This window comes from Shewanella sp. Isolate7 (genome assembly GCF_022398425.1).
In the GTDB taxonomy this organism is placed as follows: domain Bacteria; phylum Pseudomonadota; class Gammaproteobacteria; order Enterobacterales; family Shewanellaceae; genus Shewanella.
Map to the genome: position 1 here is coordinate 28308 of NZ_JAKEVJ010000031.1, position 14956 is coordinate 43263.

A 14956-nucleotide genomic window follows, 5' to 3' on the forward strand; every position below is an offset into this window, starting at 1 on the left:
TGTAACAATGGTGTTACCTGTACGCTAACAAGATGTTGGCCACCATTCCTATAACAAAGAATCCAGCAGGTTACGGAGAAGAGCTAAAATGAAAAACGTTAAAAATGGCTTTAACAAGTCAGCGCTAGCTTTGGGGATCGTCGCAGCGTTGAGTATTGGAGCGACATCAGGCGTGCAAGCCGTGTCGTTCGATTGGGGAGAAGTGCAAGGCTCGTTCGATTCAACATTCAGTGCCGGTGCAAGCTGGCGTGTTGAGGAGCGAGACTGGGATAATCAGATTGGTAAGGTGAATCACCCGCGCTTCGACTGGTCAAATTATTCTGCATTCGGTAACACTAAATATACTTCGGCCGAGATTTGGGCTCAGCCGGGTTCTTACTCGAGCAACGGTGACTTGAGTAACATGCTCTATTCTCAGGGTGACGTAACCTCAATGGTGTTCAAGGGATTGCATGAACTGTCACTTAAGTATGAAAATTTCGGTCTGTTTGCCCGTGGCATGTACTTCTACGATCAGAAGGCCAACAACGGCAGTTATGGCTACAGCGACCCGATAACCGGCAAGGAGTATGATCCTTGCGCCGACTCGGAAGCCTCTGAGGTACAGTGTAAAGATGTGCGCCTGTTAGATGCCTTCATCTATGGCGATTTCGATTTCAACGACGGTGCTAACCCACTGAGCGTTCGTATCGGTAACCAGGTGGTGTCATGGGGCGAAAGCACATTAATTCCGCACGGTATAGGGGTGATCAACCCGGTCGATCTTAACATCCTCAATGCGCCGGGTGCCGAGCTTAAAGAAGCCTTTAGGCCACAAGGCATGATTTGGGCGTCACTGGGTGTAACAGAGTCTCTTTCTGTCGAAGCCTTCTATCAATATGATTGGGAGCCAGTTTGGGTGCCAACCCCAGGCTCATACTTCTCGACCAACGATTTTGCCGGTTACGGCGGCTATGCACAAAATGCCCAGCTCGGCTTTAATGCCAACCCTGACATCAACCTAGAGTTCCTGATAGACGAGTATCAGAAGCTGGCGACCATGGTGGCATCGGGTCAGTATGACGCGGCGACACTGGGTTCATTGGCGTTAGCCTACCCGACTAAGGTGACCCTGATGCAAGATCAGGCGAGCGCCAGCGATTCGGGTCAGTACGGTATCAAGCTGGGTTATTACGCACCTGAGCTGGGCGAGACTGAGTTTGGCTTCTACTACATGAACTATCATAGCCGTCGTCCGCTGATCAGCGGCACAGCGGCGAACTTTACCCAGGAAGCGATTGGTCAAGACTTAGCGACCCTAGCAGCCCTTGGGGCAACCGGCGGCACTGTGGATCGTCAAACCTTGCTGGGTCTGGAAACCTTCTCCAAGGCGCAGATCGAATACCCAGAAGATATCAAGCTATACGGCTTTAGCTTCAATACCCTGATCGGCGATACCTCCGTTGCCGGTGAAATTGCCCATCGTCAGGATGAGCCACTGCAGATTGATGACGTTGAACTCCTGTTTGCTGCTATGCCACAGCAGCTGGCAAATGCCGGGCTTCGTCCAGATCTAGACGGTATCTCACAGGTGAAGGGTATTGGTTCAGGTGAAGCCGCAGAAGGCTATATCCGCCGCGATACCACTCAGGCACAGGTAACCTTTACCCATCTGTTTGGTCCGACACTGGGCATGGATAACCTAGTGATGCTGGCCGAAGTTGGTGGCGTGTGGATCCATGACATGCCAGGCTTCGACGAGCTGCGTCTCAATGGTCCTGGCACGGCGCGTTCGGGTGGTAACCCAGATATGCCAGGTATCATCGAGGCTGTTCATAACGGCCCTGAAACGAATCCTTTCCCAACGGATTTTGCCTGGGGTTATCGTTTAGTGGCTAAGGCCGATTACAACAACCTATTTGCCGGTGTAAACATGTCGCCTCGCATCATCTTCTCCCATGATGTTGACGGGATCACCCCAGATCCTATGTTCCTGTTCACCGAAGGTAAGAAGTCCGTCGCTATCGGCGTGAACTTCGATTATCAGAGTCGTTGGGGCGCAGATTTCTCATACAACTCCTTCTTCGGTGGTGTCGGCACGACGAATCTGATGTCAGATCGCGATTATGTGTCGTTTAACATCAAGTATTCAATCTAATTCACAAGGACAATAAGAATGAAAAAACTAACACTATTGTCGGCAGCTGTGATTGTCGCATTGACCGCTCCAACTGCCTTTGCGAAAGTTTCAGAGGCGCAGGCGGCCAAGCTTGGCACCGAACTCACGCCACTTGGTGGTGAAAAGGCGGGCAACGCCGATGGTTCTATTCCGGCTTGGGATGGTGGTATCACCAAGCCTGTCGCCGGCTACGAGAAGGGAATGCATCATCCCGATCCTTTCCCGAACGACAAGATTGAATTTACCATTACCAATGCTAACAAGGCGCAGTACAAAGACTACCTGACCCCAGGTCAGATGAAGTTGTTCGAACTGTACCCTGATACCTACAAGATGAATGTCTATCAGACACGTCGTACCGCTTCTGTACCTCAGTTTGTCTACGACGCAACCAAGGCCAACGCCACACGTGCAGAGCTAGTGGCAGACGGCAACGGCATCTCTGGTGCCTCAATTGGCGTGCCTTTCCCGGTGCCACAAAATGGTCTTGAAGCCATCTGGAACCATGTGCTGCGTTTCCGTGGCGTAGACGTCGAGACGGCCCGTAGTCAGGCGGCACCAACGGCATCTGGTGGTTACACCCTGGTGGAAACTGCCGAAGAGATCCGCTTTCAATATTCGCGCCCTGAGATGACGCTGGATAAGTTAAAAGAGTCTAATACCCTGTTCTACTTTAAGCAGGTGGTGACTCAGCCAGCACGTCTTGCGGGTACTGCGCTACTGGTTAAAGAAACCATGGATCAGGAAGCACTGCCACGTCAGGCCTGGACCTATAACACAGGACAGCGCCGCGTTCGCAAGGCGCCAAACGTTGCCTTCGACACGCCGGGCACCGTATCTGATGGTCTGCGCACCACAGACGATTTCGACATGTTTAACGGCTCACCGGTTCGATACAACTGGGAGCTTGTGGGTAAGAAGGAGATCTACATTCCTTACAACGACTACAAGCTGCACTCAGACAAGCTGAAATATGAGCAGATCCTCAAGCCTGGTCATATCAACCCAGATTATGTGCGCTGGGAAAAGCACCGCGTATGGGAAGTTAAGGCACAGCTTAAGGATGGTATGCGTCACATCTACAAGACCCGCGTCTTCTATCTTGATGAGGACTCTTGGCAGGTGGCTATGGCGGACATGTATGACAACCGTGATGAGCTTTATCGTGTAGCCGTGGCACACGCCATCAACTACTACGAAGTGCCGACTCACTGGACCACACTTGAAGTGATCCACGATCTGCAGTCTCGTCGTTACCTGGCCATGGGCCTGGATAATGAGGGTCGTATGTATAACTTCGATGCCAAGCTGAGCGAAGCGAACTTTACGCCAGCGGCATTGAGACGTGCTGGCATCCGTTAAGCACTCATTCGTTAAGGACTTTTTTAAGCACTTATTTTTAAGTACTTTTTAAGAACTTAGGGGAGAGGGGCCTGTTGGCCCCTCATTTTACGAAAGGAAGTTTGTATGTGGTTTAGCATGCTTCGGCTTGTCGCTTTATCTTCTCTGTGTTTTGTCACGCTAGCCGGGGCCCAAGCGGCAACCGAGGTGGCATCTTCCGATATTCAGCCGCTGGCGACACAATCCCTGGTATTGGATATTGCCAAGCAGGGAGAAACTATGATTGCCGTGGGCGATCGTGGTCATCTATTTCGTTTTACCGACAGCTGGCAGCAGATGGTCTCACCGAGTCGCGCCTTGCTGACCAAAGCGACGCTGCTGACACCAGAACTGGGGTGGGCAGTGGGTCACGATGCCACCATCTTACATACCCAGGACGGGGGCAAGAGCTGGGTGGAGCAGATGCGTTCCCCCGAGATTGAAAAGCCTTTCTTGGATGTGTTCTTCTTCGACGCCAACCATGGCATAGCGATTGGCGCCTATGGACTCTTCTATCGCACCCAGGATGGCGGTAATCAGTGGCAGCAGGAGTTTCATACCGAGCTCTTATACGAAGAGGATCAGGCCTATCTCGATGAACTCAAGGCGGAAGATGAAAGCCTGTATCTAAAAGAGCGCAGTACCTTATTACCCCACTTTAATCGTGTGGTGCGTCTAGCCGATGACCGCCTGTTGATGGTGGGTGAACTTGGTCTGGCGGCCGAGTCACAAGACAATGGCCTTAGCTGGCAGCGCATCGAGTTTCCCTATGAGGGCTCGCTGTTTAATATCTTAGTGGCCAAGCAGGGGATCTATGTGCTTGGTCTACGTGGGCACCTGTTTAAGAGCGCCGGCGACCTAGAGCAGTGGCAGGCGATTGAGCTGCCTTCCAAGTCGACGCTGAATGGTGGAATAGTGCTGAGTGACGATAAGGTCAGGCTGGTCGGCAATGGCGGCGTGGTGATCGACGTAACCGCCGATGATGGCGTGACTATGGTGACCCAGCGTCAGGGGGAAAACCTGGTGGCTATCGGCCAGGATAAGTCAGGTACACTTTGGATTGCCGGTACCAAAGGCTTAGTTGCATTACAACAAAAATAATAAGGCCATGGCATGTTAGATAAATTAGTTAATGGATTAGAATCCTTCCTGTTTCGGCAACGGGCCTATGTGATATTCGCCTTCTTGCTGGCAACCCTGTTTCTCGGCTTTCAGGCCAGCCATCTGAAGATGGATGCGGCGTTCGTTAAGAATATCCCGCTTAATCATAGCTATATGCAGACTTATCTGAAGCATCAGAAGCAGTTTGGCGGCGCAAATAGCATCATGGTGGCGGTGGAAGATACCAGTGGCAACATCTTTAACCCCAACTTTTTCGATACCTTAAAGCAGGTACACGACCAGCTGTTCTTCATTCCAGGTGTCGATCGTGCCCAGGTTAAATCACTCTATTCGCCATCGACCCGATTTACCGAGGTGGTGGAAGATGGCTTCGCAGGCGGCCCCGTGATCCCGGCTGATTTCTCTACCACGCCTGCCGGGTTTGAGGTGGTGCGCAGTAATATCGAGAAGGCGGGTATCGTCGGGCGTCTTATCGCCGAAGATTACTCGGCGGCCATGGTGACTGCTCAGCTGATGGATTTCGATCCGCAAACCGGTGAGCCACTCGATACCTTGGCCTTTGCCAGTCAGCTCGAGAAGGAGCTGCGGGGCCAATATGAAAATGACAAGATAAAGGTTCATATCATTGGCTTTGCCAAGATGGCCGGTGACGTCGCCGAGGGGGCCAAGGGGGTCGTGCTCTTCTTTGCCATCGCCATCTTAGTGACCGCCGTGATGGTGTATCTCTTCTCGCATTCGATCAAGCTGACCCTGCTGCCGCTGGTGTGTAGTTTGGTGGCCGTGGTCTGGCAGCTGGGCTTGTTGACCGTGGTTGGCTTTGGCCTGGATCCCATGTCGATTCTCATCCCCTTCCTGGTGTTTGCCATCGGGGTGAGTCACGGGGTACAGATGATCAACGCCGTCAGACGCCGCGTGGGTGAGGGGGAAACGACTAAGGCGGCCGCCGCGCTCGCCTTCCGTAGCCTGCTGATCCCTGGTGGGGTCGCGCTGCTCTCAGATACCGTGGGCTTCATGACGCTGCTGGCTATTGACATCGGCATTATCCGCGAGCTGGCGATCTCGGCATCTCTGGGTGTGGCGGTCATCATCCTGACCAACCTAGTGCTTCTGCCTTTGCTGATCTCCTTTACCGAGGTTAAGGCGCTGCCGACGAAGTCGAACGGCAAGGTGGATGCGCTTTGGCGTAAGCTGTCCCATTTCGCGACACCTAAGTATGCGATGGTCGTGTTGATTGCCACCGTTGCCCTCTACGGCTTAGGGCTACAGCAGGCAAGCAAGATGAAGATTGGCGATCTGCAGGGTGGGGCGCCGGCTCTGCATTTCGACAGTCGCTACAACCAGGACACCTTCTATATTACCGATCACTTCTCTATTACGACGGACGTGATGACGGTGATCGTCGAGGCCTTTCCCGAGGCCTGTACCTACCATGATGTGTTGACACAAATCGATGAGTTCGAATGGCAGGTGGCTAATACCCCAGGTGTCGAGTCGACCGCCAGCTTGGCGTCTATCGCCAAGCGGGTTAACGCAGGTTTCAACGAAGGCAACCCTAAGTGGCAGGTGCTGCCACGCACCACCGCAAGTCTGGTGCAGGCGGTAGGGCAGATCCCGACCACCTCGGGTTTGCTAGACGGTAACTGCTCTGTGATGCCTGTCTATCTGTTCCTTAAAGATCATAAGGCGGAGACCATTGAGCTGGTGATCGATAAGGTCAAGACGCTGTCTGCCAAGATGGATAACGACAAGCTCAAGTTCAAGCTGGCTTCTGGCCCGGTTGGGGTAATGGCGGCGACCAACGAGGCGGTTGCCGAGGCACAGCTGCCTATGATGCTCTATGTCTATGGCGCCGTGTTTGTCCTCTGTCTCATCAGCTTCAGATCGATTCGCGCGACTGTGGCCGTTATCCTGCCCCTGTATGTGGTATCGACCCTGGCACAGGCGCTGATGACCCAGCTCGATATCGGCCTGGCGGTGAGTACGCTGCCGGTGATCGCCTTGGGCGTCGGTATCGGCGTCGACTATGGTATCTACATCCTGTCGACCATGGCGGTTAAGCTCAGAGACGGTATGCCGGTGCAGACAGCCTATCATCAGGCGCTGATTGAGCGGGGCAGTGCGGTGATCTTCACTGGCCTGACACTGGCGATTGGTGTCAGTACCTGGTTCTTCTCAGCGCTTAAGTTCCAAATGGACATGGGCATACTGTTAACTTTCATGTTTTTGGTGAATATGTTGGGGGCAATAATTATTTTGCCTGCGATAGGCGCTATTTTCTGGCGTAAGCCGCGATAGCAGACTGAAAGAGAGAGCATTGGCTCTCTCTTTTTTTGCATAGTTACGCTCACTTTACGATTGTTTTTTCATCATGCACTCCGATATGGCCGCAAAACCCCGAGGGATGAGGATCTACCACTAAAATAGTTCTCGAAAATTGGCACATTTAGTAATAAACTTCGCGCTATGACTTAGGTCACATAATTAGATTTGGCCTGTCATATGCTCAAGCATCCATAAAATTACAAAAACGCTGCCATAGACCCTAAAGGAAACAGCAACATGGCCTTGAAAGATGCAATGCCTTCAGTACTACTCGAGAACGTAGTCAGCCTAATTCATTCGAAAGTTCCCAATACACAAGCCAAACAAGTTGAACAGTTCGCAACTTGTATTTATGCCCATATGTCGAAAGATGACTTGCAGCACCGCAATGACAGTGATCTTTACGGCGCCGTCCTCAGCCTTTGGAATGCCGCGAACAAGACGCCTGTTGGCGAGACCCATATTCGCGTGTTTAATCCGAGTCAATCTAAGCATGGTTGGAAATCATCCCACTCAATCATCGAGGTGATTCAACCAGATATGCCTTTCCTTGTTGACTCTGTAGGCATGGCGCTTAACCGCATGGGCATCACCACTCACATGATGTTGCACACGCCGTTAACCGTGAAGCGTGATCAGGGCGTGATCACTGGTGTTAGCTACAACGACGATAAGGATGAGAGCAACGACAAGGTTGCCGTGTTCCTGATCGAAGTCGACAGACTGAGCAGCGATGCCGATATCAAGAGCCTAGAGAAAGAGATCCAATCTGTATTGGGTGATGTGGCTGCATCGGTCAATGACTGGCAGGCGATGTCTAATAAGCTAAGCGAGACCATCGCCGAGCTGGCCGACCGTCCTTTCCCGGGTAAGAAGCGTGATCTGGATGAGGCCATCAACTTCCTGACCTATCTCAACAACCATCATTTCACCCTGCTGGGCTACCGCCGTTATGACCTGCACAAGGTCGAAGGTGATCTCGAGTTGTTGCCAGTTAACGAGACCAGCCTTGGTCTGATGAATGTACCGGGTAAGCCTAAGAGTTCTAAGGGACTCATGCTCTCTAGCCTGTCAGATACCGCACGTAAAGAAGCGCTCGACAACAGCCTGCTTATTCTGACCAAGAGCACAGAGAAGAGCCGTGTACATCGCCCAGCCTATGTCGACTATATCGGCATCAAGCGTTTCGACGAGCAGGGTAACGTGATCGGTGAAGACAGATTCATCGGTCTGTATGCCTCAAACCTTTATAACCGCAGCCCTCGTGAGATCCCGCTGCTGGCAGAGAAGCTGCAGCGTGTACTGGACGATTCAGGCCTGACGCCGCACTCGCACGACTACAAGGCCTTGATGCACATTCTGGAAACCTTGCCACGCGATGAGCTGGTTCAGGCGCGTGAATCAGAATTGGCCAGCATGGCTCACGGTGTTCTGGAGATGCAAGATCGCGACAAACTTAAGCTGTTTGTGCGCAAGGATGGCTTCGGTCGCTTCCTCTCTTGCCTGGTTTACGTCTCTAAAGACAGATACAACACTAAGCTGCGTGAAGATACTCAACGTATTTTGGCGCAACACTTCAACACTAAAGAAGATGTTGAATTTACAACTTATTTCTCTGAGTCTACGCTCGCGCGTACTCACTATATAGTTAAAGTCGATAATAATATTACGGATGTAGATGTGGCTGCCATCGAAAACAATCTAATTGAAGCTGCGCGTTCATGGGAAGACAAGTTAAACACAGCGCTTATCACTGCCCAGGGCGAAGAGTCGGGTAACCGTTTGGTTAAACGTTATGTGAATGCCTTCCCTCGCAGCTATAAAGAAGATGTGTTGCCTAGCTCTGCCGTCGTCGATATCGAGCATCTGGAAGCATTAGATGACGATCACAAGCTTGGCATGCTCTTCTATCAGCCACAGGAAACGGCTTTAAAAGACAATAAAGTACGCCTGAAACTCTTCCACAAGGATGAGCCAATTCATCTGTCAGATGTATTGCCTATGCTGGAAAACTTCGGTCTGCGTGTGATCAACGAGCGTCCCTATGAAGTGATGACCGCCGATGGTTCAACCTTCTGGATCTTAGACTTCTTGATGACAGTACAAGGCGCCGCGGTTGATAATCTGGCCGATAGCCAAGACAGATTCCAGACGGCCCTGTCTCAGGTATGGCGTAAAGAATTAGAAGATGACGGCTTTAACCGTCTGGTATTGGCAACTGGCCTCTCTGGCCGCGAAGTGTCTGTACTGCGTGCCTATGCTAAGTATATGCGTCAGATCGATGCGACCTTCAGTCAAGCCTATATCGAAGAGACCTTCAGCAGCTATCCACAAATTGCCGATCTCTTGGTGAAGATGTTTATCCGTAAGTTCAACCCTAAGCTGAAGACACGCACACTGTCAAAGTTTGTTGAACAGATCGATATGCGTCTGGAAGAGGTGTCTAGCCTGGATGACGACCGTATCATCCGTCGTTACCTGGATCTGATCAACGCCACTCTGCGTACCAACTTCTATCAGGTGCTGCCAGATGGTAACAACAAGCCTTACGTGTCATTCAAGTTCTCACCTGAAGAGATCCCTGAGATGCCGCGTCCGCTGCCTAAGTTTGAGATCTTCGTCTATTCACCAAGGGTAGAGGGTGTACATCTGCGTGGTGGCAAGGTTGCCCGTGGTGGCCTGCGCTGGTCCGATCGTCGTGAAGACTTCCGTACCGAGGTACTGGGTCTGGTGAAAGCACAGCAGGTGAAGAACACTGTAATTGTACCTGTGGGCGCCAAGGGTGGCTTCGTCTGTAAACAATTGCCGACCGAAGGTGGCCGCGATGCCTTCTTCACCGAAGGTCAAGAGTGCTACCGTCTGTTTATCCGCGGTCTGCTGGATATCTCTGACAACATCATCGAAGGCGAAATTGTTCCTCCAGCGAACGTGGTTCGTCACGATGAAGACGATCCATACCTGGTTGTGGCCGCCGATAAGGGCACCGCGACCTTCTCAGACATCGCCAACGCCATCTCTGAAGAGTACGGCTTCTGGTTAGGCGACGCTTTTGCATCGGGTGGTAGTAACGGTTACGACCACAAGAAGATGGGTATCACGGCCCGCGGTGCATGGGAGTCGGTTAAGCGTCACTTCCGCGAAATTGGTATCGACTGTCAGACGACAGATTTTACCTGTTTGGCAATTGGTGACATGGCCGGTGACGTATTCGGTAACGGTATGCTGCTCTCTGAGCACACCCGTCTGGTGACTGCGTTTAACCATATGCACATCTTTATCGACCCGAACCCTGATGCTGCCAGCAGCTATAAAGAGCGTGCCCGTCTGTTCGAGATGCCACGTTCAAGCTGGGAAGATTACAACAAGGACTTGATCTCTAAGGGCGGCGGAATATTCCTGCGCTCGGCCAAGTCAATCACACTGACGCCAGAAATGAAGAAGATGCTGGATACCAAGAAGGCATCGATGACACCAAACGAGCTGCTTAAAGAGCTGCTGAAGATGAAGGTGGATCTGATCTGGAACGGTGGTATCGGTACTTACATCAAGGCGACCAGCGAGACTCATGCCGAGGTGGGCGATCGCGCCAACGACGCACTGCGTGTCAATGGTAACGAGGTTCAGGCGCGCATCATAGGTGAGGGTGGTAACCTAGGTTGTACCCAGCTTGGCCGTATCGAATATGCTGCCAATGGTGGCCGCATGAACACCGACTTCGTCGATAACGTTGGTGGTGTGGATTGTTCGGACAACGAAGTTAACATCAAGATCTTGCTTAACGCCATGGTGGCCGAAGGTGAGATGACAGTTAAACAACGTAACCGTCTGCTGGTTGAGATGACTGACGAAGTCAGCCGCATCGTACTGCAAGACTGTAAGGATCAGACCCGCACCATCTCTGTGACTCAGGTGCGCGGCGCCGAGCAGTTGAAAGAGCAGATCCGCTTCATCCATTATCTGGAGAAGGAAGACAAGCTCGACAGAGCACTTGAGTTCCTGCCAAGTGATGACGAGCTGGCAGAGCGCCTGGCAAACGGGAAGTCACTGACTCGCCCAGAGCTATCTGTACTGGTGGCCTACGCCAAGATGGTATTGAAGGAGCAACTGCTGACGCCGGAAATTACCGATGATACTTTCCTAAGCCAGCTACTGATCGAATACTTCCCTCGTCAACTGCAAGAGAAGTACAGCGAGCGTATGGTTAACCATCCGCTGCGCGCCGAGATCATCGCGACCTCGCTGGCCAACGAGTTGGTTAACGACATGGGGCTGAATTTCGTTCAGCGTATGCAAGATGAGACAGGTGCCTCAGTCGCCGAAGCAGCTATCTGCTACACTATGGCCCGTGAAGTATTTGGTTTAGCTGATTTAACTAAATCGATCACGGCGTTAAACGGTGTGGTGCCTGCTGTGGTTCAAGGCGAGATGCTGCATCAGTTGCGTCGTAATCTACGCCGCGCGTGTCGTTGGTTCTTACGTCATCGTAACCGTAACCAAAGCATCGAGCAGGTTGTGGCCTTCTTTAGCCCAGTGTTCCAGGAGCTTCGTCAGAATGTTCACCAGTATCTGGTGGAAGATGAAGTCAACGGCATCCGTGCCGAGATTGCAGCGCTGGTGAAAGAAGGTGTACCAGATCAGGTTGCGACCGATGTCGTGAACATGAGCACACTGTTCTCGGCGCTGGACATCTCGCAAATTGCCGAGCTGGAAGACAAGCCTGTGGCCTTGGTTGCCGAGGCCTACTACAAGTTAGGTGCTCGTATCGACCTGCACTGGTTCCTCGAGCAGATCAGTGCGCAGCCTGTGGCGAACCACTGGCAAGCGCTGGCGAGAGCGGCATTTAGGGAAGAGCTCGATTGGCAACAACGTTCACTGAGTTCTGCAGTGCTACGTACCTGCCCATCGGTTTGTGATGCTGACGCCATTATCGATCAGTGGGTCGAATCCAATCAGGGCTTATTGGAGAGATGGTTCCACATGCTTGCAGACTTTAAGACCTCGCAGACCCACGAGTTTGCGAAGTTCTCAGTCGCCCTACGTGAGCTGAATCTGTTGATCCTTCATTGCGAAGGTCAATCGTAAAAAATAAAAATTAGTTATGAGCCCTGGCAATCGCCGGGGCTTTTTTCGGTCTAGGAGAATGCATGTTTTACAAAATCGCACAGAAAGTGATGTTTCAGATGGATCCCGAGAAGGCGCATAACCTTGCTATAGGCGGTCTGAAATCAACTGCGAATTCGCCATTAAACTGCTTTTATGCACAGAAGCTGCAAGCGGCCCCTGTCGAGTTTATGGGATTGACCTTTCCTAATCCTGTCGGTCTAGCCGCCGGTATGGACAAGGACGGCGAGTGTATCGATGCGTTTCACGCCATGGGTTTTGGCCATGTGGAAGTGGGCACTGTGACTCCGCGTCCACAGCCGGGTAATGATCAGCCACGCCTATTTCGTTTAAAGCCCGCCAAGGCGATTATCAATCGTATGGGCTTTAACAATAAGGGTGTCGATAATCTGGTGGCAAACCTGAAGGCGGCTAAGTCGGGTGCCATGGTTGGGGTGAATATCGGCAAGAACAAGGATACGCCGGTAGAGCAGGGTAAAGAAGATTACCTTATCTGTATGGAAAAGGTTTACCCTTATGCCGCCTATATTGCGGTAAATATCTCTTCACCAAATACTCCGGGTCTGCGCAGTTTGCAGTATGGGGATTTACTCGATGATCTATTGGGATCATTAAAAGCCAAGCAGAAAGATCTTGCCGAACGTCACGGTAAGTATGTGCCGATCGCGTTGAAAATCGCGCCAGATCTTGAGCCAGAAGAGATAGAGAAGATTGCCGAGTCTCTGATCCGTAATGAGTTCGATGGCGCTATCGCTACCAATACTACACTCACGCGCGATGGGGTGAGCGGCTTGGTGAATTCTAACGAGGCCGGTGGACTAAGCGGTAAGCCTTTGAATTCATTGTCAACAAAAGTGATTAAACAGCTTGCCGATTGCTTGAAGGGTCTGGTGCCTATCATAGGTGTTGGCGGTATTAGTAGTGCTGCCGACGCGTTAGATAAGTTGGATGCGGGCGCAACTATGGTACAAATTTATTCTGGGTTTATTTATCGTGGACCAGAATTAATTAAAGAGATCGTCGATGCATATCGCGTCAAGAGTAAATAAGATCTTAATTTAGATCTAAAAACGATCGCGCGATCTTAATTAGATCGCGTTTGATCGCAATAACATGTTGTTATCTATATCATATTTGTAATATTTTTTTGATATTGGCTGAAATATCATCTATTATCGAGCTGTATTAAGGTATATAGGTACACGTTATGTTATTAATGCCACAAAGGGATTGGCAATGGATATATAACGATTCGTATGGGGTTTTAAGCGTTTCGTTAGGTTCGGATATGGAATTTCTGACTCCCTATAAAACGAAAGCACTTATTCCTGATGCCTTGGCAACCACGGAATTTAATGTCGATCACGCTAAATTCTATATTGAGTTTATTGAGCGTATTGGTAAGTCATTAAATATTGCCGACGCGGTAAGGGTGCAGCTGGCACTTAATGCTACCGCGGCCCATTTTCTGTTAAAGCCTCAGATGCCTAAGTCGTGGTTTTTTGAGACTTCTGCCGTCTGTGTATACAGTGAACTGGGCAAGGTGTTTCAGTTGAAATGCCAAGGCGAAGTCGTGCAGGTTCTGGTGGTTGAGTCTAATATTCAGGCCTCCTTGGTGATGTTGTTATCACCCGAATTGCGCCTGAGTGATAGCAAGGCGATGCGCCAATTCGATTGCATTAAGGTGATGAACGATAGATTACATCCCTTAAAGGCGAATCGTCAGATCGCTGCGGCTTAATAAGCAAGACAAAATTTAATCGAATGGGGAGCAGAGGCTCCCTATTTTTATGGCTGATGTTTTTGATCTATTTATTTTATTGCAATCATCGACTGTAAATCATTTTTTCGATCCATCAGGCTTGCCTCTCTTTTATTTTCTAATCTCTTCTCCTATTAATCACTGCTACTTAACTGTCTGTTTTATGATCATTTGTTGAGTCTTGAATCGATAGATTAAAACTTAAAATAAAATCTCATTAATTAGCGGGAGTAAGGTGGGCCTAAGGAAGGTGCGAACAAGTCGTCGCACAGCTCTGGCTTTGATAGCAGCGACAGTTCAAGGCATTCAACTGAGGGCATGCCGAGGCCTGCTGAAGTTGAATAACGCCGAAATGGTGTTGCTATCAAAGCCCCGCAGGGCGAGGCTTACAGCGGTATTTGCTGCGTTACAGTTCTTGCGAAGGACTAGGGCCATTCGCTGCAAACTGTGCCTTGCATCTATCCACTTTAAGCACACGCAGAGCAAGCACGGCACAGCTCTGGCTTTGATAGCAGCGACAGTTCAAGGCATTCAACTGAGGGCATGCCGAGGCCTGCTGAAGTTGAATAACGCCGAAATGGTGTTGCTATCAAAGCCCCGCAGGGCGAGGCTTACAGCGGTATTTGCTGCGTTACAGTTCTTGCGAAGGACTAGGGCCATTCGCTGCAAACTGTGCCTTGCATCTATCCACTTTAAGCACACGCAGAGCAAGCACGGGACTTATTCGCACCTTCCCTAACTGCAGGTGTCACAAGTTTATTGATTTAAAATGCTAGTTTGCAATTCTAGATAGCATGGCGCGCCAAGTTAACTTGGCTTTTCTAACATAGCCAGATGCGCTGAGCACTGTAGGATCCCCTCATAATTCATACCCCCAGCAGCCGTAAATGAGTGATAACTCAGCCAGCTTCCTGGCAGCATGGAGTAGGTCATCGGCTGACATTGGGTATCTGTCTCGTCGTCGCATCAGCTCTTTTCCCATCCGCACTATCGATAACACATTACGTTTCTTCACCGTATTGGCCTGGAAATGTCGTTGCAATTGCTTCGCTTCACCAAAGAGTCCCACCCACCAAAATGCCAATTGCACC

7 protein-coding genes and 1 pseudogene are annotated in these 14956 nt (G+C 50.8%); 7 read left to right on the plus strand and 1 reads right to left on the minus strand.

Features of this window, described 5'->3' with window-relative positions; genetic code table 11:
* Nucleotides 1-88: 88 nt before the first annotated feature.
* From L1D47_RS09825 to L1D47_RS09855, 7 genes are all read left to right on the plus strand, one after another.
* Nucleotides 89-2137, plus strand: a complete 2049-nt coding sequence (locus tag L1D47_RS09825) for a DUF1302 domain-containing protein (protein ID WP_239884488.1) — start codon at nucleotides 89-91, stop codon at nucleotides 2135-2137.
* Nucleotides 2138-2155: 18 nt separating this feature from the next.
* Nucleotides 2156-3520, plus strand: a complete 1365-nt coding sequence (locus tag L1D47_RS09830; RefSeq protein ID WP_041511392.1) for a DUF1329 domain-containing protein — start codon at nucleotides 2156-2158, stop codon at nucleotides 3518-3520.
* A 105-nt stretch (nucleotides 3521-3625) separates the two neighbouring features.
* Complete coding sequence (locus tag L1D47_RS09835) at nucleotides 3626-4639, plus strand: hypothetical protein (protein WP_239884490.1); 1014 nt, start codon at nucleotides 3626-3628, stop codon at nucleotides 4637-4639.
* A gap of 12 nt (nucleotides 4640-4651) precedes the next feature.
* The gene (locus L1D47_RS09840) at nucleotides 4652-6955 is read left to right on the plus strand and encodes an MMPL family transporter (protein ID WP_239884491.1); all 2304 of its coding nucleotides are present in this window, start codon (nucleotides 4652-4654) and stop codon (nucleotides 6953-6955) included.
* A gap of 264 nt (nucleotides 6956-7219) precedes the next feature.
* Complete coding sequence (locus L1D47_RS09845; RefSeq protein ID WP_239884493.1) at nucleotides 7220-12064, plus strand: NAD-glutamate dehydrogenase; 4845 nt, start codon at nucleotides 7220-7222, stop codon at nucleotides 12062-12064.
* Between the two features lie 62 nt (nucleotides 12065-12126).
* Nucleotides 12127-13152 carry a quinone-dependent dihydroorotate dehydrogenase gene (pyrD, locus tag L1D47_RS09850; RefSeq protein ID WP_239884494.1) on the plus strand — a complete coding sequence of 342 codons (1026 nt, stop codon included), beginning with the start codon at nucleotides 12127-12129 and terminating at the stop codon, nucleotides 13150-13152.
* Between the two features lie 158 nt (nucleotides 13153-13310).
* Complete coding sequence (locus L1D47_RS09855; protein WP_239884495.1) at nucleotides 13311-13844, plus strand: cell division protein ZapC; 534 nt, start codon at nucleotides 13311-13313, stop codon at nucleotides 13842-13844.
* 880 nt (nucleotides 13845-14724) lie between these two features.
* Here the strand turns inward: L1D47_RS09855 and L1D47_RS09860 are convergent.
* Nucleotides 14725-14956 (minus strand): annotated as a pseudogene (locus L1D47_RS09860) (IS4 family transposase); the annotation flags it as partial.